General features: G+C 73.7%; 22 protein-coding genes and 1 riboswitch. Of the genes, 11 read left to right on the top strand and 11 right to left on the bottom strand.

What is annotated here, in order from left to right:
• Positions 1–10: 10 nt before the first annotated feature.
• From cobI to AC0665_RS25660, 9 genes are all read right to left on the bottom strand, one after another.
• Complete coding sequence (gene cobI, locus AC0665_RS25700) at positions 11–742, bottom strand: precorrin-2 C(20)-methyltransferase (protein WP_478705854.1); 732 nt, start codon at positions 740–742, stop codon at positions 11–13.
• A complete protein-coding gene (locus AC0665_RS25695) occupies positions 739–2,103 on the bottom strand; it encodes a cobyrinate a,c-diamide synthase (RefSeq protein ID WP_478705853.1) in 1,365 nt (454 codons plus the stop codon). Before AC0665_RS25695 ends, cobI begins: the two co-directional genes overlap by 4 nt.
• Positions 2,100–2,699: a cob(I)yrinic acid a,c-diamide adenosyltransferase gene (gene cobO / locus AC0665_RS25690; RefSeq protein ID WP_355812144.1), complete on the bottom strand. Its 600-nt coding sequence runs from the start codon at positions 2,697–2,699 to the stop codon at positions 2,100–2,102. The genes AC0665_RS25695 and cobO overlap by 4 nt, the downstream gene beginning before the upstream one ends.
• Positions 2,699–4,696, bottom strand: coding sequence for a putative cobaltochelatase (locus AC0665_RS25685; protein ID WP_478606940.1), 1,998 nt, complete (start codon positions 4,694–4,696; stop codon positions 2,699–2,701). The genes cobO and AC0665_RS25685 overlap by 1 nt, the downstream gene beginning before the upstream one ends.
• Complete coding sequence (cobN, locus tag AC0665_RS25680; RefSeq protein WP_478606937.1) at positions 4,693–8,349, bottom strand: cobaltochelatase subunit CobN; 3,657 nt, start codon at positions 8,347–8,349, stop codon at positions 4,693–4,695. The genes AC0665_RS25685 and cobN overlap by 4 nt, the downstream gene beginning before the upstream one ends.
• The gene (locus AC0665_RS25675) at positions 8,346–9,854 is read right to left on the bottom strand and encodes a cobyric acid synthase (RefSeq protein WP_478606934.1); all 1,509 of its coding nucleotides are present in this window, start codon (positions 9,852–9,854) and stop codon (positions 8,346–8,348) included. Before AC0665_RS25675 ends, cobN begins: the two co-directional genes overlap by 4 nt.
• Before the next feature lies 1 nt (position 9,855).
• A complete protein-coding gene (locus AC0665_RS25670; RefSeq protein WP_478705852.1) occupies positions 9,856–10,809 on the bottom strand; it encodes a cobalamin biosynthesis protein in 954 nt (317 codons plus the stop codon).
• A gap of 103 nt (positions 10,810–10,912) precedes the next feature.
• Positions 10,913–11,051, bottom strand: a riboswitch (cobalamin riboswitch).
• 132 nt (positions 11,052–11,183) lie between these two features.
• A complete protein-coding gene (locus AC0665_RS25665; protein WP_059422310.1) occupies positions 11,184–11,405 on the bottom strand; it encodes a hypothetical protein in 222 nt (73 codons plus the stop codon).
• A gap of 34 nt (positions 11,406–11,439) precedes the next feature.
• Positions 11,440–12,696 carry an inorganic phosphate transporter gene (locus AC0665_RS25660; RefSeq protein WP_468410827.1) on the bottom strand — a complete coding sequence of 419 codons (1,257 nt, stop codon included), beginning with the start codon at positions 12,694–12,696 and terminating at the stop codon, positions 11,440–11,442.
• Positions 12,697–12,935: 239 nt separating this feature from the next.
• On the opposite strand from AC0665_RS25660, the gene AC0665_RS25655 reads away from it, so the two are divergent.
• The 3 genes from AC0665_RS25655 to AC0665_RS25645 all read left to right on the top strand — a co-directional run bounded on the left by AC0665_RS25655 (position 12,936) and on the right by AC0665_RS25645 (position 16,532).
• Positions 12,936–13,664, top strand: coding sequence for a class II aldolase/adducin family protein (locus AC0665_RS25655; protein WP_478705851.1), 729 nt, complete (start codon positions 12,936–12,938; stop codon positions 13,662–13,664).
• An 82-nt stretch (positions 13,665–13,746) separates the two neighbouring features.
• Complete coding sequence (locus tag AC0665_RS25650; RefSeq protein ID WP_468410823.1) at positions 13,747–14,874, top strand: alpha/beta hydrolase; 1,128 nt, start codon at positions 13,747–13,749, stop codon at positions 14,872–14,874.
• 407 nt (positions 14,875–15,281) lie between these two features.
• Positions 15,282–16,532 (top strand): hypothetical protein, encoded by a 1,251-nt coding sequence (locus AC0665_RS25645; protein WP_478705850.1) that lies wholly within the window; start codon positions 15,282–15,284, stop codon positions 16,530–16,532.
• A 35-nt stretch (positions 16,533–16,567) separates the two neighbouring features.
• On the opposite strand, the gene AC0665_RS25640 is transcribed toward AC0665_RS25645, so the two are convergent.
• Positions 16,568–16,981, bottom strand: a complete 414-nt coding sequence (locus AC0665_RS25640; protein WP_363121551.1) for a VOC family protein — start codon at positions 16,979–16,981, stop codon at positions 16,568–16,570.
• Between the two features lie 274 nt (positions 16,982–17,255).
• Between AC0665_RS25640 and AC0665_RS25635 the strand changes: the two genes are divergently transcribed.
• From AC0665_RS25635 to AC0665_RS25625, 3 genes are all read left to right on the top strand, one after another.
• Complete coding sequence (locus AC0665_RS25635; RefSeq protein ID WP_468410817.1) at positions 17,256–18,854, top strand: ABC-F family ATP-binding cassette domain-containing protein; 1,599 nt, start codon at positions 17,256–17,258, stop codon at positions 18,852–18,854.
• A gap of 356 nt (positions 18,855–19,210) precedes the next feature.
• Entirely contained in the window at positions 19,211–19,429 is a 219-nt protein-coding gene (locus AC0665_RS25630; RefSeq protein ID WP_010037790.1) for a helix-turn-helix domain-containing protein, read from the top strand.
• A gap of 149 nt (positions 19,430–19,578) precedes the next feature.
• Positions 19,579–20,382, top strand: coding sequence for an enoyl-CoA hydratase/isomerase family protein (locus tag AC0665_RS25625; RefSeq protein ID WP_468410815.1), 804 nt, complete (start codon positions 19,579–19,581; stop codon positions 20,380–20,382).
• Between the two features lie 27 nt (positions 20,383–20,409).
• Here AC0665_RS25625 and AC0665_RS25620 read toward each other — a convergent pair whose 3' ends face one another.
• Entirely contained in the window at positions 20,410–21,132 is a 723-nt protein-coding gene (locus tag AC0665_RS25620) for a nucleopolyhedrovirus P10 family protein (protein ID WP_478606927.1), read from the bottom strand.
• An 87-nt stretch (positions 21,133–21,219) separates the two neighbouring features.
• Here AC0665_RS25620 and AC0665_RS25615 point away from each other — a divergent pair, with 87 nt between their 5' ends.
• Genes AC0665_RS25615 through amaP form a run of 5 tightly spaced genes read left to right on the top strand, consistent with a single transcriptional unit; the run spans position 21,220 to position 23,580 of the window.
• Positions 21,220–21,693, top strand: a complete 474-nt coding sequence (locus AC0665_RS25615; protein WP_468410811.1) for an Asp23/Gls24 family envelope stress response protein — start codon at positions 21,220–21,222, stop codon at positions 21,691–21,693.
• Positions 21,694–21,738: 45 nt separating this feature from the next.
• Positions 21,739–21,921, top strand: a complete 183-nt coding sequence (locus AC0665_RS25610) for a hypothetical protein (protein WP_478606925.1) — start codon at positions 21,739–21,741, stop codon at positions 21,919–21,921.
• On the top strand, positions 21,918–22,301 hold the full coding sequence (locus tag AC0665_RS25605; protein WP_478510041.1) for a hypothetical protein: 384 nt from the start codon (positions 21,918–21,920) through the stop codon (positions 22,299–22,301). The genes AC0665_RS25610 and AC0665_RS25605 overlap by 4 nt, the downstream gene beginning before the upstream one ends.
• The gene (locus AC0665_RS25600) at positions 22,298–22,996 is read left to right on the top strand and encodes a DUF6286 domain-containing protein (protein ID WP_478510042.1); all 699 of its coding nucleotides are present in this window, start codon (positions 22,298–22,300) and stop codon (positions 22,994–22,996) included. Before AC0665_RS25605 ends, AC0665_RS25600 begins: the two co-directional genes overlap by 4 nt.
• Positions 22,993–23,580: an alkaline shock response membrane anchor protein AmaP gene (amaP, locus tag AC0665_RS25595; protein ID WP_478705849.1), complete on the top strand. Its 588-nt coding sequence runs from the start codon at positions 22,993–22,995 to the stop codon at positions 23,578–23,580. Before AC0665_RS25600 ends, amaP begins: the two co-directional genes overlap by 4 nt.
• Positions 23,581–23,589: the final 9 nt, after the last annotated feature.

Here is a 23,589-nt window from a genome sequence, read left to right as displayed (position 1 = left end):
TTCACGGGTGTCACAACTTGCCGCCGCGTCCGCCGTCGCGCGGCGCGGGCGCGATGAGCGTCGACAGGTACGGCAGGGGAGCGCCGTCCAGCTCGGCCGCCGGGTGGATGGACTCCTCGGGCAGCCCGAGCGCCGAGCCCCACACGGCGTCGCCGAGCCGCCCGGTCTCCCGCAGCGCCTCGGCCACCTCGGGCGCCTGCCGCCCGAACTTGTAGGCGACGACGGTCCCGGGTCCGGCCAGGGCGTCCTTCAGCACGGCGGCCCCGGCCGTGACGGGCACGAGCGTCAGCGGCTCGGTGCCCTCGGTCAGTACGGCGCCCGACCGGGCGGCGAGGTCCTGCATGGCGGTGATCCCGGGCACCGTCTCCACGGCCACGCCCGGCACCAGGTCGGCGATGGTCTGCGCGAGGTAGGTGAACGTCGAGTACACGTTGGGGTCCCCGATGGTCGCGAAGGCCACGACGGCATGACGGCGCAGCAACTCGGCGACCCGGTCCCCGGCCGCGTCCCACGCCGCCTCGCGCCGCCCCCGGTCGCTGCGCTCGTTCAGCGCGAACACGACCCGGACGACCTTCTCCTCGGGCACGTAGTGCAGCACCGTCGCCTCGGCCCGGCCGCGCTCCCCGCTGTCCATCACGGGGACCACCGCCACATCGGCCTCCCGCAGGGCGTTCACGCCCTTGACGGTGACCAGCTCCGGGTCCCCGGGTCCCACCCCGACTCCGATCAGCCTGCTGCTCATGACGTCCGGCACCTCTCGACGAACCGACGGGCGACACCGGGCTCGGACGCCCAGTGCGTGTGCAGATAGCTCGCGTGCACACCGCGCTGTACGAAACCTTCGACCCGCGGCCGGGGGGCGCGGACCCCCCAGGCGGGCGCCGTCCCCGAGCCGGGCTCCACGACGGTCCGGTGGAACTCGTGCCCCCGCATCCGGGTCCCGGCCGCCGCGAGCACACTGTCACCCACGGCCACGGCGTCCCGGTAGCCCAGAGTGAGCCGCTCGGTCATCCGCGCCCCGGCGTCCAGCACCCCGCACATCGGCAGCCCGTCCAGCTCCCGGCACAGGTACAGCAGCCCGGCGCACTCGGCGGCGACGGGAGCGCCACTGTCCGCGAGCGCGGCGACGGCCCCCCGCAGGGGTTCGTTGGCGGACAGCTCCGAGGCGTACACCTCGGGGAACCCGCCCCCGATCACCAACCCGGCGGTCCCCTCGGGCAGTTCCTCGTCCCGCAGCGGATCGAAGGCCACGACCTCGGCACCGGCGGCGGTGAGCAGCTCGGTGTGTTCGGCGTAGGAGAAGGTGAAGGCGGGCCCGCCGGCGACGGCGACGACGGGCGCGCGCTGCCCGCCCGGCCCCGTCGGGTCGGCGGGGGTCCAGGGGGCGGAGCCTCCTGGTACGGCACCGGCCGTACGCGCCAGCGCCTCCAGCGCCTCGAGATCACACCCGCCGGCCACCTGCGCGGCCATGGCAGCGACAGCCTCGACCGCGGCACCCTGCCGTTCGGCAACGGGAACCAGCCCGAGGTGCCGAGACGGCGTGGACACCTGCGCAGCCCGCCGCAAGACACCCAGCACCGGCACCCCGGCCTGCTCCAACGCCTCCCGCAACAGCTCCTCGTGCCGGTCCGAGGCGACCTTGTTCAGGATCACGCCCCCGACCCGCACCTCCGGGTCCCAGGAGGCGAACCCGTGCACCAGCGCGGCCACCGACCGGGACTGCGACGACGCGTCCACGACCAGCACCACCGGCGCCCCGAGCAGCTTCGCGACATGGGCCGTGGACGCGAGCTCACCCTCGCCCGCGGCCCCGTCGTACAGCCCCATCACGCCCTCGACGACGGCGATGTCACACCCCTGGGCCCCGTGCAGGAACAGCGGCCCGACCAGCTCGGGCCCGCACAGGTACGCGTCGAGGTTCCGTCCCACCCGCCCGGTCGCGAGCGCGTGGTACCCGGGGTCGATGTAGTCCGGCCCGATCTTGTGCGGGGACACGGCGAGCCCCCGCGCGGCGAACGCGGCCATCAGCCCCGTGGCGACGGTGGTCTTGCCGCTGCCCGAGGAGGGCGCGGCGATGACCAGCCGAGGGACGGAAGCACTCACCACTCGATGCCCCTCTGGCCCTTCTGGCCCGCGTCCATGGGGTGCTTGACCTTGGACATGTCGGTCACGAGGTCGGCGAAGTCGACGAGCTTCTCCGGCGCGTTCCGCCCGGTGATCACCACATGCTGGGTGCCGGGCCGGTTCCGCAGCACGTCGATCACCTCGTCGGTGTCGACCCACCCCCAGTGCATCGGGTACGCGAACTCGTCGAGCACGTACAGCTTGTACGTCTCGGCCGCCAGGTCCCGCTTGACCTGCTCCCAGCCCTCCCGGGCCTTCTCCTCGTTGTCCATCTGGGCATCGCGCTGCACCCAGGACCAGCCCTCGCCCATCTTGTGCCAGTCGACGGAGCCGCCCTCGCCACTGGCGCCGAGCACCCGCAGCGCGTTCTCCTCGCCGACCTTCCACTTCGCCGACTTGACGAACTGGAACACCCCGATCGGCCACCCCTGGTTCCAGGCCCGCAGCGCGAGCCCGAAGGCGGCGGTGGACTTGCCCTTGCCGACGCCCGTGTGCACGACCACCAGCGGCCGGTTCCGGCGCTGCCGGGTCGTCAGTCCGTCGTCCGGCACCACACTCGGCTGTCCCTGCGGCATTACGCGGCCCTCCTCTGCACGTCCTTCACGAGCCCGGCGATGCTGTCCGCCCGCAGCTCGTCCAATGTCACGGCCGTACCGCCCAGGTCACCCGCGAGCTGCCCGGCGAGCCCCAGCCGCACCGGTCCCGACTCGCAGTCCACGACCACCGACGCGACCCCGTCGGCCGCGAACAGCCGCGCCGCCCGCCCGGCCAGGGCGACCGGTTCCGGACCACCGGTGGCCCGTCCGTCCGTCACGACCACGACCAGCGGCCGCCGCGCGGGATCGCGCAGCCGCTCCACGCGCAGCACGTCGTGCGCGCGCAGCAGCCCGGCGGCCAGCGGGGTGCGCCCGCCGGTCGGCAGGGTCTCCAGCCGGGCCGCCGCCGCGTCCACCGACGAGGTCGGCGGCAGCGCCACGTCCGCGCCCGTGCCGCGGAAGGTCACCAGGCCCACCTTGTCGCGCCGCTGGTAGGCGTCCAGCAGCAGCGACAGCACGGCGCCCTTGACGGCGCTCATCCGCTGCCGCGCCGCCATCGAACCGGAGGCGTCCACGACGAACAGCACGAGATTGCCCTCGCGCCCCTCGCGGGTGGCCTGCCGCAGATCGTCCCGGCGCACCACCAGGCCCGGCCCGGACCGTCCGCGCGCCCGCTGGTGCGGCGCCGCGGCCTGCACGGTCGCCGCCAGGTGCAGCTTGGTGAGCGCGCCCCGGGGCCGTCGGGCCCCGGTCGTGCGCCCCTGCTCGGTCCGCGCCCGCGAACGCCGCCCGGCGGCACCCTCGCCGACCCCGGGCACGCTCAGCACCTTCGTCCGGAACGGCTCGGAGGCCCGTACGGCCGACTGCTCGCCGGCCCCCGACGGCTGCGGCTGCCCGTCCTCCCCGGCCTCGGGCCGGGCCGCCGTCTCGCCGTCGCCCTGCGGCGCGTCGTCGGGCTCCGGCTGTCCGCCGCCCCCGCCGGGCCCGTCAGGACCGGGGTCCGGGTCCGGGTCGTCGTCGTCCGAGCCGCCGAACTCCTCCAGCGTCTCGTCCAGCTTGTCCTCGTCGAGCCCCGGCGCGTCGAAGGGGTTGCGCCGCCGCCGGTGCGGCAGCGCGAGCAGCGCCGCCTGCCGGACGTCCTCGGCGAGCACCTCCGTGCGCCCGGCCCAGGCCGCCAGCGCCGTGGCGGTCCGCGCCATCACGATGTCCGCGCGCATGCCGTCGACCTCGAAGGCCGCGCAGGTCGCCGCGATCTGGCGCAGCGCCCCGTCGCCCAGCCGCACGGACGGCAGCAGCTCCCGCGCGGCGACGATCCGCGCCCGTACGGCGGCCTCCTCCTCGGCCCAGCGCGCGGCGAAGGCGGCCGGGTTGTCGTCGTAGGCCAGCCGTCGCCGCACGACCTCCACCCGCTGGTCCGGCTCCCGCGAGGCCGCGACCTCGACGGTCAGCCCGAACCGGTCGAGCAACTGCGGCCGCAGTTCGCCCTCCTCGGGGTTCATCGTGCCGACGAGCAGGAAGCGGGCGGCGTGCCGCACGGAGACGCCCTCGCGCTCCACGTACGAGGCGCCCATCGCGGCCGCGTCCAGCAGCAGGTCGACCAGGTGGTCGTGGAGCAGGTTGACCTCGTCCACGTAGAGGATGCCGCGGTGCGCGTCGGCCAGCAGGCCCGGCTCGAAGGCCTTCACGCCCTCCGACAGGGCCCGTTCGATGTCCAGCGCGCCGACGAGGCGGTCCTCGGAGGCGCCGACGGGCAGTTCGACCATGCGGGCGGGCCGCTCGGCGCCGGTGCCGGGCTCGTGCGGCCCGTCCGGGCACGCCGGGTCGGGGGAGGCCGGGTCGCAGGAGAAACGGCAGCCCGGGACGACCGCCACCTCCGGCAGCAGCGCCGACAGGGCGCGTACCGCCGTCGACTTGGCGGTGCCCTTCTCACCGCGCACCAGCACACCGCCGACCGCCGGTGACACCGCGTTCAGCAGCAGCGCGAGCCGCAGGTCGTCCTGGCCCACGACGGCCGTGAACGGAAAGGGGGTGCTCACTTCTCGTCGCCCTCCAGGTCGCCTTCGAGTTCCAGATAGGTGGCCCGCAGCCGTTCCAGCGTCTCGGCGTCCGGCTCGGCCCACAGTCCGCGCTCGGCTGCCTCCAGCAGCCGCTCGGTGATGCCGCGCAGCGCCCACGGGTTGGACTTCTTCATGAAGTCCCGGTTCTCCGGGTCGAAGACGTACTCGGCGCTGAGCTTCTCGTACATCCAGTCGTCCACGACCCCGGCCGTGGCGTCGTACCCGAACAGGTAGTCCACGGTCGCCGCCATCTCGAAGGCGCCCTTGTAGCCGTGCCGCCGCATGGCCGCCATCCAGCGCGGGTTGACCACGCGGGCCCGGAAGACGCGGTGCGTCTCCTCGCCGAGCGTGCGGGTCTTCACCTGGTCCGGGGTGGCCGAGTCACCGACGTACGCCTCGGGGCTCGCGCCCGTCAGGTGCCGCACCATGGCGACCATGCCGCCGTGGTACTGGAAGTAGTCGTCGGCGTCGACCAGGTCGTGCTCACGGGTGTCGACGTTCTTCGCGGCGACGGCGATCCGCTTGAACGCCGTCTCCATGTCCCCGCGCGCCGCCCGCCCGTCGAGCCCCCGGCCGTAGGCGTAGCCGCCCCACACCGCGTACACCTCGGCGAGGTCCGCGTCCGAGCGCCAGTTGCGGGCGTCGATCAGCGGCAGCAGACCGGCCCCGTACGCCCCCGGCTTCGAGCCGAAGATGCGGGCGGTGGCCCGGCGCCGGTCGCCGTGCTCGGCGGTGTCCTCGTCGGCGTGCGCCCGGACGTAGTTGGACTCCGCCGGCTCGTCCAGGTCGGCGACCGTGCGCACCGCGTCGTCGATCAGGCCCACCACGTGCGGGAAGGCGTCCCGGAAGAAGCCCGAGATACGGACGGTGACGTCGATGCGCGGCCGGCCGAGCTCCGCGAGGGGAATCACCTCGAACCCGGTCACGCGCCGCGAGGCGTCGTCCCACACCGGCCGGCAGCCCAGCAGCGCCAGGATCTCGGCGATGTCGTCGCCCTGGGTGCGCATGGCGGAGGTGCCCCACACCGTCAGGCCGACGGACGTGGGGTAGGCGCCGGTGTCCTGGAGGTACCGCTGCACCAGCGAGTCCGCCAGCGACTGCCCGACCTCCCAGCTCAGCCGGGAGGGAATGGCCTTGGGGTCGACGGAGTAGAAGTTGCGGCCCGTCGGCAGGACGTTGACGAGCCCGCGGGTCGGGGAACCGGAGGGACCGGCCGGGACGTAACCGCCGTCCAGGGCCCGCAGGATGTGCCCGATCTCGTCGGTGGTCCTCTCCAGCCGGGGCACGACCTCGGCGCAGGCGAACTCCAGCACCGCGACGGCCTCGGGCAGTTCGGTGCCGAGGACCTCCCGGAGCAGCGGCGCGCTCTCGGCGACCGCCCAGCCGCGCTCCTCCATGCCCTCCGCGAGCCGCCGGCACAGCTGCTCCAGCAGGTCGATCGCGTCGGCGGCGCTGCGGGCCGGGCCGTCCACCAGGTCGGTCAGTTCGACGGGCACCTTCACCGGAGCGCCCGGCTCGGCCAGCAGCTCCTTCTCCACCAGCCCGAAGTGCTGAGCCAGCGACGCCCTGAGGCCCGGCAGTGCGTTGGCCTGCCCGCCCCACACCTGCGAGGCGCGCAGCACGGCCAGCACGAGGTTGACGCGCGGCTCGCCGACCGGGCCGCCGCCCAGGATGTGCAGTCCGTCGCGGATCTGCACGTCCTTGATCTCGCACAGATAGCCGTCGATGTGCATGACGAACTCGTCGAACGCCTCGTCGTCCGGCTGCTCGTCGACGTGCAGGTCGTGGTGGAGCTCGGCGGCCTTGACCAGCGTCCAGATCTGGGCACGCACGGTCGGGGCCTTCGTCGGGTCCAGGTCCGAGACGAGCGCGTACTCGTCGAGGAGCTGCTCCAGCTTGGCCAGGTCGCCGTAGGTGTCGGCGCGGGCCATCGGCGGCACCAGGTGGTCGACGACGGTGGCGTGGCCGCGCCGCTTGGCCTGGGTGCCCTCGCCCGGGTCGTTGACGATGAACGGGTAGACCAGCGGCAGGTCCCCGAGGACGGCGTCCGGCGCGCAGCCGCCGCTCAGCCCCAGCCCCTTGCCCGGCAGCCACTCCATCGTGCCGTGCTTGCCCATGTGCACGATCGCGTCGGCGCCGAAGCTGTTCTCCAGCCACCGGTAGGCCGCCATGTAGTGGTGGGACGGCGGCATGTCCGGGTCGTGGTAGATCGCGATGGGGTTCTCGCCGAAACCGCGCGGCGGCTGGATCATCACGACGACGTTCCCGAACTGGAGCGAGGCCAGCACGATGTCGTCGCCGTCGACGTAGAGGCTGCCGGGCGGCTCGCCCCACGCCTCGGTCATGGCGTCCCTCAGCTCCGGGTCGAGTGTCTCGAACCAGGCCCGGTAGTCGGCCAGCGGCACCCGCGCGGGGGCGGCGGCCAGCTGCTCCTCCGTCAGCCACTCCACGTCGTGGCCGCCGGCGTTGATGAGCCGGTGGATCAGCTCGTCGCCGTTGTCGGGGTGCCCCTCGACGACGTACCCGGCGTCCCGCAGCGCGTCCAGCACCCGCACCGCCGAGGCCGGGGTGTCGAGCCCGACCGCGTTGCCGACCCGGGAGTGCTTGGTCGGGTACGCGGTGAAGACCAGCGCGAGCTTCTTCTCGGCGTTCTCCTTGTGCCGCAACTGCGCGTGGCGCACGGCGATCCCCGCGACTCGCGCGGCCCGCTCCGGGTCGGCGACGTACACGGGCACGTCGTCGGGGCCCTGTTCCTTGAAGGAGAACGGCACGGTGATCAGTCGCCCGTCGAACTCCGGGATCGCCACCTGCATCGCGGCGTCCATGGGGGAGAGGGCGGCGTCCGAGTCCGCCCAGGCCTGCCGCGAGGACGTGAGGCAGAGGCCCTGAAGCACCGGGATGTTCAGCTCGGCGAGGGCGCCGATGTCCCAGGCCTCCTCGTCGCCGCCCGCCGAGGCCTGCGAGGCGTGGGTGCCGCCGGCGGCGAGCACGGTGGCGACCAGGGCGTCCGCCCGGCCGAGGATCTCGTACAGGCCCGCGTCCGCCCCGCGCAGCGAACCGCAGTACACGGGCAGCGCGTTGGCGCCCCGCGCCTCGATCGCGTCGCACAGGGTGTCGACGAAGGCGGTGTTGCCGCTCAGGTGGTGGGCCCGGTAGAAGAGCACGCCGACGGTCGGCCGGCCCTCGGTGTGCGCACGCTCGCCGTGGACGCCGTACTCCGGCATCTTGCGCGGCTCGACGAACCCCTCGCCGGTCAGCAGCACCGTGTCGGACAGGAACCGGGCCAGTTCGGTGAGGTTGTCCGGACCGCCCTCCACGAGGTACTTCAGCGCCTCGGCGACGACACCGGCCGGGACGGACGACTCGGCCATCAGCTCCGCGTCCGGCACGGCCTCGCCGCCCAGCAGGACGGTGGGGACGCCGGAGGCCTTCAGCGCGGCGAGCCCGTCCTCCCAGGCCCGCTTGCCGCCGAGCAGCCGGACGACGGCGACGGACGCCCCGTCCAGCAGGGCCGGGAGCTCCTCCCGGACGTCCACGCGGGTGGGGTTGCCGATCCGGTAGTCGGCCCCGGTGGCGGCCCGGGCCGCCAGCAGGTCCGTGTCGGCGGTCGACAACAACAACACAGTGCTCATGCGGGTGCTCCCGGTGGAATGAAGGGCAGTCCTTGCGGCGCGCCGGACTCGATGAGCCGCCACAGCGCGTCGGTGTCCGCGTGCTGTTCGATCAGGTCGCCGAGCCGGTCGAGCTGCTCCTCGCGCAGCGCGGCGAACGAGGTGTCCGGCGCGGGCACGAAGCGGCGGCCCGCGGCGGCCGCCACCTCGCGCAGGAACGCCCGCCGGAAGCCGTCCGACTCCAACGAGCCGTGCCAGTGGGTGCCCCAGGTCTGGCCGACCCGGCAGCCGTCCAGGAAGGGGGTGCCGCCCGTGACGTCGGCGACCCCGTGGTGGATCTCGTAGCCCTCGACGTGTTCCCCGAGGGCATCGCCGGACGGCCGGGTGAGGGTCTTCTCGCGGGCGAACCGCACCCGCACGGGCAGGACGCCGAGCCCGTCGACGTGGCCCCGGCGGCTTTCGACGTCGTCCTCGATGTGCTCGCCGAGGATCTGGAAGCCGCCGCAGACGCCGAGCACGGGCCGCTCCTCGGCGGCCCTGCGGACCAGGGCGTCGGCGAGGCCGCGCTCGCGCAGCCACTCCAGCGCCCGGACCGTTCCCCGGGTGCCGGGCACGATGACGAGGTCGGCGTCGGCCAGCTCCTCCGGCCGGTCCACGAACCGCACCACCACACCCGGTTCGGCGGCCAGCGCGTCCACGTCGGTGAAGTTGGACATGAGCGGCACGGCGCACACCGCGACCCGCAGCACGTCCTCGCCGACGGGCGGGGCGACGACGGACTCCCGGACGGCCCCGCGCATCGACACCCGCAGCCCGTCCTCCTCGTCGATCCCGAGCCCGTGCCGGTAGGGCAGCACGCCGTACGTGCGCCGCCCCGTGAGGCCCTGGAGCATCTCAAGACCCGGCTCCAGCAGGGAGACGTCCCCGCGGAACTTGTTGACGAGGAACCCGGCGACACAGGCCTGGTCCTCGGGCGACAGCAGCGCCACCGTCCCGAAGAACGAGGCGAAAACCCCGCCCCGGTCGATGTCGCCGACGACGAGCACGGGCAGCCCGGCGTTCCGGGCGATCCCCATGTTCACGATGTCCGTCCGCCGCAGGTTGATCTCGGCGGGAGAGCCGGCCCCCTCACAGATCACCGCGTCATACGTGCCCCGCAACTGCTCCAGACAGTCCAGCACCGTCCCGAGCAGCCTCTGCTGCCGGCCGCCGTGGTACCCGCGCGCACTCATCTCCCCGACCGGCTTGCCCAGCAGCACGACCTGACTGCTCTGCTCGCCACCGGGCTTGAGCAGCACGGGGTTCATCAGCGCGGTGGGCTCGACACGGCAGGCCTGCGCCTGCATGGCCTGCGCCCGCCCGATCTCGGCCCCCTCCTTCGTCACGAAGGAGTTCAGGGACATGTTCTGCGCCTTGAAGGGCGCGACCTTGACGCCCTGTCGCACCAGCCACCGGCAGATCCCGGCGGTCACGACGCTCTTGCCCGCGTCGGAGGTGGTACCGGCGACGAGAAGTCCACCGCTCATCTCATGTCCCCCTCTTCAACGACCGCGCACGCGTCAGCAACCGCGCGCCCGCGCACACTCCGAGCGCGAGCCACGTGACGCGCTTCGACAGCCGCACGGCCCGTTCGACGTCGCGCGTGCCGACGGCACGCCCTTCGGTGTTCAGCACGGGCCGGTGCTCCACCCGCCCGCCGTACGACAGCGTCCCGCCCAGCCGCACCCCGAGCGCCCCCGCGAAGGAGGCCTCCACGGGACCGGCGTTGGGGCTCGGATGCTTCGCCGCGTCGGCCCGCCAGGCCCGCACGGCCCCCCGCGGATCCGGCCCGGACACGGTCGCGAGGACCGCGGTCAGCCGTGCTCCCGGCCACCCCGCGAGGTCGTCGAGTCGCGCGGACGCCCATCCGTAGCGCCGGTACCGGGCCGACTTGTGCCCGACCATGGCGTCCAGGGTGTTGACGGCCCGGAACCCGAGCAGCCCCGGCACCCCGCCGACGGCGCCCCACACCAGGGCCCCCACCACGGCGTCGGAGGTGTTCTCGGCGACGGACTCGACCACGGCCCGGGCGATCCCGTCGGCGTCGAGGGACTGCGGGTCCCGTCCGCACAGATGCGGCAGCCGGGCCCGGGCCGCCTCGACGTCCCCGGCCTCCAGGGCACGCCCGATGGTCCGCGCCTCCCGGGCGAGCGACGTCCCCCCGACGACGGCCCAGGTGGCGGCGCCGGTCAGCGCGACGGAGGCGACGGTGGACGTCCGCACGGCACGCGCGGCGACGGACCCGAGGGCGACGGCCCCTCCGGCACACACGGCGGTGTGCAGCGCGCCCCACCCGCGGTGGTCCCGCCACAACACCCGTTCCACGGCGCCCGCGGCCCGTCCGAACGCGGCGACCGGATGCCCCCGGCGAGGATCGCCGAGCAGCAGGTCGCCGATCAGACCGGCGGCGGCGCCGTACGCGAAGACGCGATCGGCACCCATGGGCTCAGCCGGCCGGGAAAGCGGGCAGGGGTGGGGTGGTGAACCTCGATCGGCAGCCGCGCATGGCGATATGTGTCCTCACTCAGGGTGTCCACGCCCTGGTTCGACGAGACCGGCGGTGAGAGTTCCTGGCTCCCGGGGATCACTACCCCGGTGACAGTGGCGGGACCGCGCCGGACTCGCACCGGCTTCCTCTCCTGCCGCCGTAATGGCCCCGGCAGTCCACCACGGCCGGGAAGCGCCGTCAACTTGCCGCTGACCTGCGAGGGGAGAGTGTGCAGAACCCCACACCGGCCCCTCCCCGCACACGACGACCGGGCGGCGCGGGACCGGGGTCCCGCACCGCCCGGCGGCACGGCGTGCGATCGGGGCCCTCAGGCCACGATCAGATAGATCCCGTAACCCACGGCCGCCGCGCACGCTGCGAAGCAGGCGTACGCTCCGGTGACCGCGAGCCCGGCGGACCCGCCCTGCGCCACCGCGCGCTCGCGGCGCGACAGACCGGTGATGCCGAGGGTGAACAGGCCGACGAGGGCCACGGTGACCACGAGGCTGACACCGAAGACGGAGCCGAGGGCCGCCCAGTCGATCTTCATATCGGAGACTCTTCCTTGTAACCGGTGGACGGGGTCAGACCGTGGTGGTCGTGGTCGGCGTCCGTTCGGCCGTGGCCTGCGCCGGGAACGCGGGGACCGGCTCCTCGGACGCGGTGGCACCCGCCGGCGGCGGCGTCACCGCGGCCATCGCGGTGGTCACCACACCGGCCGGCTCCGCCTCCACGGTGTCCTCGGTGTCGTTGACGTTGGTGTGGTCGACGACCTCACGCCGCGAGAGCTTCCAGATCGCCGCGCTGGAGGCGATGAGGAAGACGGCCACCACGGCGGTGCCCCAGCTGCCGAAGCCGGTGACGTACTCGGCGAGCGCGCCCACCAGAGCGGCCGCCGGCAGCGTCAGGCCCCACGCGACGAACATCCGCGTGGCGGTGGACCAGCGGACCACGCCGCCCTTGCGGCCGAGCCCCGCGCCCATCACCGAGCCGGACACGGAGTGCGTGGTGGAGAGGGAGAAGCCCAGGTGCGAGGAGGCCAGGATGACCGTGGCAGCGGAGGTCTGGGCGGCGAAGCCCTGCTGCGGCTGGAGGTCGGTCAGTCCCTTGCCCATGGTGCGGATGATGCGCCAGCCGCCCAGGTACGTGCCGAGCGCGATGGCGAGACCCGCCGAGAGGATGACCCACATGGGCGGGTCCGAGTCGGGCGCGACGGCGCCGCCGGCGACCAGGGCGAGGGTGATGACACCCATCGTCTTCTGGGCGTCGTTGGTGCCGTGGGCCAGGGAGACCAGGCCCGCGGAGGCGATCTGACCGGCCCGGTAGCCCTTCTTGGACGCCTGGCTGTCGGCCTTGCTGCCGAGGGAGTAGGTCAGCCGGGTGGCGATCATGGCCGCGATGCCCGCGACCAGCGGGGCGGCGATGGCCGGGATCAGCACCTTGGTGACCAGCACGTCACCGTGCACCGCGCCGACGCCCGCCGAGGCGATCGTGGCGCCGATCAGACCGCCCATGAGGGCGTGCGAGGAGCTGGACGGCAGTCCGACCAGCCAGGTCAGCAGGTTCCAGAGGATCGCGCCGACCAGGGCGGCGAAGATGACCTCGGGACGGATGCCGGCCTCGTCGACGAGGCCTTTGGAGATCGTGTTGGCGACTTCGACGGACAGGAAGGCGCCGACCAGGTTGAGGACCGCGGACATGGCCACCGCAACCTTGGGCTTCATGGCGCCCGTGGAAATGGTCGTGGCCATCGCGTTCGCGGTGTCGTGGAAACCGTTCGTGAAATCGAACGCGAGTGCGGTTACCACCACAATCGCGAGGATCAGCGAGAAGCTTTCCATTTACCCAGGCAATCGTTCGAGGTCATTGGCGATACGAACGTAGGCAACCTGAGTGAACGGAAGATGAACTGAGAGGGGCGCAGGGGTGACCGCGAAGGACGGTTGCCGTTCCGCCCGTTCCGCTCGCCCGGCCGGGCGCCGCCGTCGCCGCCGCGGGGGCCCGCCCGCCGGGTCCGCGGAGCGTCCGGAAGTCGCCCCGCCGGGCACCGCGCCGCGCCCCCGGATGGCAGGATCGCGGCATGGCTGAGCAGCGGAGCGGCGGACAGGCCGGGGGCGAGCGGGACGGCGGAGCGGGCGCGGGGGAGCCGCGGCGCAGGAGCGCGCGCCCCGAGGAGGCGCGGGCCTGGGAGGACCTCGTCGCGACGGCCCGCCGGACGGTCGCGGACGGCCTCGTCGTCGGCACCTCCGGCAACGTATCGGTGCGCGTCGGCGACACGGTCCTGGTCACGCCCTCGGGCGTGCCCTACGACCGGCTGGCGCCGGGCGACGTGACCGGCGTCGACCTCGAGGGCCGGCAGGTCCTCGGCACGCTCGTCCCGACCAGCGAACTGCCCATGCATCTGGCGGTCTACCGCACCACCACCGCTTCGGCCGTCGTCCACACCCACGCCGTGCACGCGACGGCCGTCTCGACCCTCGTCGACGAGCTTCCGCTGATCCACTACATGGCCGCCGCGCTCGGCGGCCCCGTCCGGGTCGCCCCGTACGCCACCTACGGCACCGACGAGCTGGCCGAGCACATGCTCCGCGCCCTCGCCGGCCGCTCCGGCTGCCTGCTGCGCAACCACGGCACCGTCACCCACGGCACCACCCTCGCCCAGGCCTACGACCGCACCGCCCAGCTGGAGTGGATGTGCCGCCTGTGGCTGACCGCCTCCTCGGTGCCGGGCCTGACCCCGAGCCTGCTGTCCCGGGGCCGGCTCGCCGAGGTGGAGGAGCGCCTGCGCGGCTACGGCCAGCGCGGCTGAGCCCTCCGCACGCCCCCCGACGGAGTCACCCCGCCGCCGCCCCCCACTGGTCGGCCGCGGCCCGGGCCGGGACACTGGAGCCGTGCGCACTGTCAAAGCGACGGCCGCTGCCGTCACCGCCCTGCTCGGAGCCGGTGCCGCCGCGGTGGCCGCCGGCCGGCTCGCCAGCGACGCCGCGCTCAAGGCGCCCCCGGGCAGGCCCCTGCCCACCGAACCCCGGCTCACCGTGCACGGCACCGCCGCCGGGCACATCACACTCACCCGGGACCTCGCCGCCCTGCGCCCCGGCCGCTACGGCCTCTCCGGCGACGGCTGCCACGCGGTCGTCGGACCGGTCCTGGCCGACGCCCCGCACACCGCCGACACCGTCGTGCGCCGCCTGGAGAGCGTCACGCACGGCACCCTGAACCGCGGCGACAAGGTCTGGCTCACGCCGAACGTGCACGTCGGCGACCCCGGCGCCGCGCTCGGCCTCGAACACGCCGACGTCGACGTCCCGGGCGAACTCGGCGCCCTGCCCGCGTGGTTCGTGCCGGGCAGGCGGGACACCTGGGTGATCGCCGTGCACGGCCTGGGCACCACCCGCGAACTGGCCATGAACGTCATGGGGTTCCTGCACCGCAGCCAGTTCCCGGTGCTGGCCCTGGCCTACCGCGGGGACCTGGGCGCGCCCCGCCCGCCCGACGGCCTGAACCACCTCGGCGAGACCGAGTGGCGCGACCTCGACGCGGCCATCCGCCACGCCGTGCGCCACGGCGCCCGCCAGGTCGTCCTGCACGGCTGGTCCACCGGTGCCACCATGGCCCTGCGCGCCGCCGCGCGGTCCGGGTTGCGCGAGCGGATCTCCGGGCTCGTCCTGGACTCCCCGGTGCTCGGCTGGGAGACCACCCTGCGCGCCCTCGCCTCGGCCCGCCACACCCCGGGCGCGCTGCTGCCCCTGGCCGTCCGCGCCGCCCAGGGCCGTACCGGCCTGTCCGCCGACCGCGTCCCGCGGGCCGTCCCGGGCGACGGCCTGCGCGTCCCGGCCCTCCTCCTCCACGGGCCGGACGACACCGTGGCCCCCTGGGCACTCTCCCGCCGGCTGGCCGGCGCCCGCCCCGACATGGTCACCCTGCACACGGTCCGCGCCGCCCCCCACGGAGCGATGTGGAACGCCGACCCCGAGGCCTACGAGGAAGCTCTCCGGCGTTTCCTGACGCCCCTGATGTGACCCCGTCCACAGCCGCCCGCGGACCGGCCCCCTCGGGGTGATCTCCCGCACACCCCCCGTTCACGCCCCCTTCGCCCCGTCGCAACCGGCTCTCGTACCGTCCTCCGCCGACCGGTCGCGACGATTCCGTTTAGCGTCGTACCACTGGCCGGTTCCCGGCCTTCGACCACTCCCGGCACCCGGTGCGTTGGCCATCCTCGTCGCCCGCCGTGACATTCCGTTTGGGTTTTCGGACCGTCAACCGGAAGACTGCACCCGTGACGTCCCGTATCCCGCGCGACTCCAGGCTCCGACTCGTCCGCCCGCGACCCCTGGCCGCCGCCCCTCCAGCGATGAACCAGCGGCGCTCGCGCCGACCCGCCCCGCGCCCCCCGGAGGGCACCCCGGCCCCGGCGGAGCTGGCCAGAATGGCACGCTCAGGTCTCGCCGCCGCGGCCCGTGTCGCCCGCTGGGCCGACGCCGCCCTCGGCCCCGGCCGGGACAGCGCCACCGACGACGGCAAGGCCACCCTCTCCGACCCGACCGCGGAACGCGCCGCACGAGAGCTGGGCCTGACCCCCGCTCAGGTCCGGGCCGACTGGGACACCGCCCGCCTCGCCGGTCTCGTCGAGGTGCACGGCGACAGCGCCCGCCCCGGATGGCGGCTGCGCGCCTGGGACCGTGACGACAGCGCCGTGCTGCGCGGCTGGGTCGCGCTCTTCGACGCCTGGTCCCTCGCCCACCCGGAGCCCGCCGACCACGAGCCCGCGGCCGTCGCCGAGGTCGTCTCGGCCATGCCTCAGGTGCTCTCCTTCCTCCAGCTGTCCGCCGGGCCCGTCCCCGTGGAACAGCTCCTCGACCTCCTGGAGCAGCGCGTCACCGAGCTGCGCACCGCCCGCTGCGAGATCCCCTACGGACCGCAGCCCGAGCCGCCGGCCGCACCGGAGCCCACCGACGCCTCGCTCGCCCCCCTGCTCGACTGGGCCCTGCGCGCCCTCGCCTCCGTCGGTGCCCTCACCTACGGCGACGGCCAGGCCACGCTCACCCCGCTCGGCAACTGGGCCGTCTGGGTCAAGCTGGAGCAGATCTGCGTCGCCGCGCAGAGCCCCGCCGGGAACATCGAGCAGGCCGCCGACGACATGCTCCGCGGCTGCGCCCAGCTGCGCCCGAACGCGGCCCGGGCCGAGTACCGCGCCTGGCTCGCCGCCCGCCCCGTCGGCAGCGCCGTCACCGAGCTCCTCGACGCCGCCCGCGGCGAGGACGCCCTGCTGCGCGGCCTCGCCTTCGAGGCCCTGCGCGTGGTCGGCGCCCCGGCCGAGCCGGACGTCCGCGCGGTGCTGAGCGAGCCGACGCTCAGACCGTACGCGCTGCTGTGGCTGGCCGAGCACGACGGGGCCGACCCGGAGGACGCCCACGAGGTCCTCACCCGCCAGGAGGCGACCTGGCTGTGGGTGGACACCGCCGCCGCCGTCGCCGACCACGGTGAGGCACCACTGCTGGTGCGCCACTTGGAGTCCGCGGTGCAGCCGACCGTGCCGATGCTCCTGGACGAGGTACGCGCCGTGGGGCACCCGCGCACCGTGCAGGTCCTGGTCGCCCTGGCCGCCGCACATCCCGACCCGGCCCTGGCCAAGGCGGTGCGCCGGGCCGCCTTCCAGGTGCACACCGGGGGCAGCTGACACCCGGGGCGACGCGCGGCCCGTCCGGCGGGCCGTCAGCCCGGCAGGTCCGGCGCGTACGTCCCGAAGCTCCACACGTTGCCCTCGAGGTCCCGGGCCATGTAGTCCCGCGAGCCGTAGTCCTGGTCCGTCGGGGGCATCAGGATCTCCACGCCGTGGTCCACGGCGTGGCGGTGATGCCCGTCCACGTCGTCCACGACGACGTAGACGCCGGTGGTGCCCGCGTTCTTCATGGCCGTGTCGAACAGGCCGCCCCGGCCCTTGCTGCCGACCATCACCGCCCCGTTGCCCTGCGTCAGCTCGGCGTGCATCACCGCGCCGTCCTCGCCCTCGTACACCGACAGCTCCGTGAAGCCGAAGGCCTCCGTGAGCTGCCGGATCGCCGCCTTCGCGTCGGCGTACAGCAGCGTCGGGTAGATGCTCGGACGCCCGCCGGACGTGCCTGTCATGGCGATCACTTCCCCGTGTCTCGCGGCGCTGTCCCCCTCAGTGTTCCACCGGCCACCGGCGACGGCCCCGCCTCCGGCCGCCGGTGATCGAACACCCGCACACAGAAAAAGTGGTTGCACGCCCCCGTTAGACTGTCCCTCATGGCCATTCTCCTCGCGCATTAGACGGCGGGAACGCCCGCCCGTCGCCCGCCGCCGCCCTTCTGACGGCGCGCTACGCGCGGCACCCTCTGATTCGTCCATCCCGCCCCCGTATCCGCCCTGGAGTCTGTCCGTGATCTCCGCCTCCGGTATCGAGCTGCGCGCCGGTGCCCGCGTCCTCATCGAAAACGCCTCGTTCCGCATCGCCAAGGGCGACCGCATCGGACTGGTCGGCCGCAACGGCGCCGGGAAGACCACCCTCACCAAATGCCTGGCGGGCGAGGGCATCCCGGCCGGCGGCACCATCACCCGGTCCGGCGAGGTCGGCTACCTCCCGCAGGACCCCCGCACCGGCGACCTCGACGTCCTGGCCCGCGACCGCATCCTGTCCGCCCGCGGCCTGGACGTCCTGATCCGCAAGATGCGCGACAACGAACAGCGCATCGCCAACGGCAAGGGCTCCACCCGCGAGAAGGCGCTCAAGCAGTACGAGCGCCAGGAGACGGAGTTCCTCACCAAGGGCGGGTACGCCGCCGAGGCCGAGGCCGCCACCATCGCCGCCGCGCTCAACCTGCCCGACCGGGTGCTCGGCCAGCCGCTGCACACCCTCTCCGGCGGTCAGCGCCGCCGTATCGAGCTGGCGCGGATCCTCTTCTCCGACGCGGACACCCTGCTGCTCGACGAGCCCACCAACCACCTCGACGCCGACTCGATCGTCTGGCTGCGCGACTACCTCAAGACCTACCGCGGCGGCTTCATCGTGATCTCCCACGACGTCGACCTGGTCGAGACGGTCGTCAACAAGGTGTTCTACCTGGACGCCAACCGCGCCCAGATCGACGTCTACAACATGGGCTGGAAGCTCTACCAGCAGCAGCGCGAGGCCGACGAGAAGCGCCGCAAGCGCGAGCGGCAGAACGCCGAGAAGAAGGCGTCCGCGCTGCATTCGCAGGCCGACAAGATGCGGGCCAAGGCCACCAAGACCGTCGCCGCGCAGAACATGGCCCGCCGTGCGGACAAGCTGCTGGCCGGCCTGGAGGCCGAGCGCAAGTCCGACAAGGTCGCCAAGCTCCGCTTCCCCGAGCCCTCCCCGTGCGGCAAGACCCCGCTCATGGCCGAGGGCCTGTCGAAGTCCTACGGCTCGCTGGAGATCTTCACCGACGTCGACCTGGCCATCGACAAGGGCTCGCGCGTGGTCATCCTCGGCCTCAACGGCGCGGGCAAGACCACCCTGCTGCGCCTGCTCGGCGGAGCCGAGAAGCCCGACACCGGCAGGGTCATCGAGGGCCACGGCCTCAAGCTCGGCTACTACGCGCAGGAGCACGAGACCCTCGACCCGGAGCGCACGGTCCTGGAGAACATGCGCTCGGCCGCTCCCGACCTGGACCTGGTCGAGGTCCGCAAGGTGCTCGGCTCGTTCCTGTTCTCCGGCGACGACGTCGACAAGCCGGCCGGAGTCCTCTCCGGCGGCGAGAAGACCCGCCTCGCCCTGGCCACCCTGGTGGTGTCCTCGGCGAACGTGCTGCTGCTGGACGAGCCGACCAACAACCTCGACCCGGCCAGCCGCGAGGAGATCCTCGGCGCGCTGCGCACCTACAAGGGCGCGGTCGTCCTCGTCACCCACGACGAGGGAGCGGTCGAGGCGCTCCAGCCGGAGCGGATCATCCTGCTGCCGGACGGCGTGGAGGACCTGTGGGGCGCCGACTACGCGGATCTCGTCGCCCTCGCCTGACCGCCCGTCGCCTTCGCTTGATCGAATGCGTGATCAACGGCGTATGGATCATTCGGCCTAGCGGTGATCCATCATCTGTGTGAGATCTCCTCGTACCGAGGTGTGTCCTACATCGATTTCGCGGCCGAGCCCCCGATTCTGCGGGGCTCGGCCGCGCCGCCTTTCTGACCTGGCCTTTTCCCGCGCCGTCCGTTCGGCCGAACCGCCGTCACCCTTCGGAATTCCAGATTCCGGATGTGGGGACGCGCTCCCGTCGTCACAACCTTGTCTCACGGACCTTGCCGAATGGGTGGCCATGACGGCCCGGAGGGGTGATCATGAGGAGACCAGAGCGCACTTCCCATGAGGAGGCACGGGTGGCCGAGACTCTGAAGAAGGGCAGCCGGGTGACCGGCGCCGCGCGCGACAAGCTCGCGGCAGACCTGAAGAAGAAGTACGACGCCGGTGCGAGCATCCGGGCGTTGGCCGAGGAGACCGGCCGCTCGTATGGCTTTGTGCACCGCATGCTCAGTGAGTCGGGTGTCACGCTGCGAGGGCGTGGCGGGGCGACCCGGGGCAAGAAGGCCACGGCCTGACCCCGGGTGGCCCCTCGGCTTCGATGGTGGCCACCCGGTCGGTCGACTGATCGGCCGGGTGGTTACTGTGCAGTCACTTAGGCGTGTCCTGCCACGGCGGTGAAGCCGTCGTGCGGCACGCAGACGACCGCACACATCGGAGGCGTCCCATGGCTTCGCCCGACCAGGACCTCGTTCCCGTACTCGACAAGGACGGCGTACGGCTCACCGTCGACGACGCGATCGCCACGGTGACGCTGACCAACCCCGCCAAGCGCAACGCGCAGAGCCCCGCTCTGTGGCGGGCGCTGACCGAGGCCGGCCGGCAGCTGCCGGGCACCGTCCGTGTCGTCGTGCTGCGGGCCGAGGGCAAGTCCTTCTCGGCCGGGCTCGACCGGCAGGCGTTCACGCCCGAGGGCTTCGACGGCGAACCGTCGTTCATCGACCTCGCGCGCGGCGCCGACACCGAGCTGGACGCGACCATCGCCGAATACCAGGAGGCGTTCACCTGGTGGCGGCGCAGCGACATCGTCTCCGTCGCCGCCGTCCAGGGGCATGCCATCGGGGCGGGCTTTCAGCTCGCCCTCGCCTGCGACCTGCGCGTCGTCGCCGACGACGTGCAGTTCGCCATGCGCGAGACCAGCCTCGGACTCGTGCCCGACCTGACGGGCACGCATCCGCTGGTGGGACTCGTCGGCTACGCCCGCGCGCTGGAGATCTGCGTGACCGGGCGCTTCGTCACGGCCGAGGAGGCCGTCAACACCGGTCTCGCGAACCTCGCCGTGCCCGCCGGCCAGCTCGACGACACCGTGCGCGACCTCGCCTCGGCCGTGCTCGCCGCGCCCCGTGACGCGGTCGTCGAGACCAAGGCCCTGCTGCGCGGCGCCCAGGACCGCACGTACGAGGAGCAGCGCGCGGCGGAGCGCCAGGCCCAGGCCCGCCGCCTGCGGGACCTCGCGGGCATCGGGGACTGAGGGCCGCCGGTCCGGCCGGGAGCGCGGTCAGCCGATCGCGCTCACCACGACCGCCACCGTCGGGTGATCCGGCAGCACCCTCCTGACCGCCGCCCGGACCTCCCGGGCCACGTCCCGGGCCCGCCGGTCCGCGCCCACCGCCACCTCCAGCCGGACATGGCGGTGCGACAGCGCGGCGTCCTCGCCCGGGAGTTCCTCGATGTGCACCGGGTGGCCCAGCGTGCCGGTCAGACGCAGCACGCCCGGGACCCCCAGCGCGGCGGCGCCCACCCGGGCCTCGTCGCCCTCCTCGGCCCGCGCGGCGCCCGGCGGTTCGGGAAGGGGCGCGGCGACCCCGGCGTCGGCCCGCTCCTGATCGTCCAGCAGCCCCGTCACCCGCAGATCCACCTCCGTCACCGTCAGACCCAGCCGCTGAGTGGCCGCGGTCGCCAGCGTCGCCCGCAGCAGGGACGCCGTCGCCGGCAAGGGCTGCGAGGCCGTCGCCGCGAACTCCGCCGTCACCTTCAGCGGCCCCGGCGGCAGGGCACTCGGCGGAGCCGGTACGGCCGGCTCCGCGGTGTCCTCCGTCTCGCACAGCGCGACCCGCAGCGTCGCGAGGCGTACGCCCGGCGCGTCTCCCGCCGCGCCGCGCAGCACCGCCTCGACTGCCCGCTCCGCGATCCACGCGCCGTCCCGCGCGTCACCCAGCGGCAGGAGCCTGCCGATTCCCAGTTGATGTCTCACTGCCTGCGTCAATCGATCGGCCGTCATTCCTCCAGCCTGCCGCATCAGAGGCGCGCTCCCACGTAACCGTGCTTACGGTGGTGCAAGGACGACAACCGAGAAGGACGTGCGGCGATGACTGACATGACCGAGAACCGGGGCGGGGAGTCCGAGACGGCGGCGGCGCGCAGGAGCCCGCTGGTCAAGCGCAGTGGCGGAGACCCCGGTTCCCGGGGCCGGACGACCATCGCGGACGGCGTCGTGGAGAAGATCGCCGGACTCGCCGCACGCGACGTCGACGGCGTGCACGCGATGGGCAGCGGGCTGTCCCGCACCTTCGGCGCCGTGCGCGACCGCGTGCCCGGCGGCCAGAAGTCGGTGTCACGCGGGGTGAAGGCCGAGGTCGGCGAAGTGCAGGCGGCCCTCGACCTGGAGATCGTCGTCGAGTACGGCGTGTCGATCGCCGATGTGGCCCGCGGCGTACGGGAGAACGTCATCACCGCCGTCGAGCGGATGACCGGCCTCGAGGTCGTCGAGGTCAACATCGCGGTGAGCGACGTGAAGCTGCCGGACGAGGAGGAAGAGGAACCGGAGCGCCGGATCCAGTGAGGCAGGGGCATCGGACACCACAGCGGCTGAGGAGCTGAGACGCGCATGAGCATGGCCGTGGTCGGCATGATCGCCGGCATGGCGCTGGCCTTCGCTGGATATTTCGGCGGATTCGGCGCCTTCCTGCTGGTGGCGGCACTGGGCGCCGTCGGCTTCGTCGTCGGGTGGTTCCTGGACGGGGACATGGAACTCGGCGACTTCTTCCGTCCCCGTGAACGGCGGCGGTGACGCCTGTGAGTACAGCGGCCGGTGAGCTCGACCGACCACGGACCGTCGTCCCGGCGGGTGAGCGCGGCGCGACCCGGATCGCCGACCGGGTCGTCGCGAAGATCGCCTCGCAGGCGGCCCGGGAGGCCGTCGGCACGCTGCCGCCCGACGCCGACCGGCCGTCCGCGTCGGTCGTCGTCCACCACGAGGTCGCCCACGTCCGGGTGCACGTCGAACTCGACTATCCGTGTGACATCGGCGCCCGCTGCCGCGAGGTGCGTCACCGCGTGGTCGAGCGGGTGCGCACCCTGGCCGGCATGCAGGTGCCGGAGGTCGTCGTCCAGGTGGAGCGGCTGCACCTGGTCGCGGCGCCCGGCGCCGGACAGGGGAGGACACGATGAGCGAACCCCGCGGCACGGAGCCCCCCGAGGGCACCACACAGCGGCTGCCCGTGCTCGAGCAGCGGGACACCGGGCACGGCGACGGCCTCGACCGGTCCGGGACACCGGCCGGCGACGCACCGCAGCCCGCGTCCGAGGCCGGGGGCGGCGGCCGTGCGGGCCGCTTCTGGTCGGCGCGCCGCGTCCCCGCGGGCATCGTCGCCCTGCTGCTCCTGGGCCTCACCGGACTGTTCCTCTACGACATCGTGTCCGTGCGGGCGGGCCGGCCCGGCATGTACTGGCGCCGGGAACTGGCCCGGCAGCTCGCCGAACGCCCCCTCGACGACACCTGGGTGCTCGTCGGCGCCGCGGTCACCGCGGTGCTGGGCCTGTGGCTGCTGAGTCTGGCTCTCACACCCGGGCTGCGGGACGTCCTCCCGATGCGGCGCACGCACGGCGACGTGCGCGCCGGACTGCACCGGGACGCCGCCGCGACCGCGCTGCGGGACCGGGCCATGGAGGTGGCCGGCGTGCAGTCGGCACGGGTCCGGGTGCGCCGGAGGCGGGCGGACGTCCGCGCCGCGGCGCACTTCCGGGACCTGGACGAGGTACGAACCGATCTGGACGCCGTGCTCGCCGACGCGGTCCACGGGCTGGGGCTGGCCAAGCCGCCCTCGCTGTCGGTGCGCGTGCGGCGGCCCGGCCGGAAGGGGTGAGAGCGGTGCTCAGGACCGTCAACCGCGTGTTCCTCGGCCTGGTGGGCCTGGTGCTGCTGGTGCTGGGCGGCTCCGTCCTCGCCGTCGGCCTGGGCGCCCCGGTGCCCTCGTGGTGGATCCACGACAGCGAGCACGACGTGCTGCTGAGCGAAGCCGAGCGCACCCGCTGGCGCGACGAAGGCTGGTGGTGGCCGGTCGTCATCGCGGCCCTCGCGGTCCTGCTGCTGCTCGCCCTGTGGTGGCTCGTCGCCGTACTGCGCCGGCGCCGCCTCGCCGAGGTGCTGGTCGACACCGGTGACGGCGAGGGCGCGATGCTGCGGGGCAGGGCCCTGGAGGAGGTTCTCACCGAGGAGGCGGGCCACATCGACGGCGTGGACGGGGCCCGCGCCCATCTGAGAGGCCGCCGCAGCACCCCCGAGGCCCACGTACGCCTCGCGCTGGAGCCGCACGTGGACCCGGGGACGGCCCTGCACGAGTTCACCACCGGCGCCCTGACCCATGCCAGGGCATCGGCGGGCTTGGCCTCGCTGCCGGCGGAGGTACGGCTGAGGGGCGTCAAGCACGGCGCGGAACGGGTGAGTTGAGCCCCCGCT

Source organism: Streptomyces sp. NPDC043685 (assembly GCF_056436585.1).
Note: the sequence above shows the minus strand (reverse complement) of the source record. Positions and strands in the feature narration are given on the sequence as shown.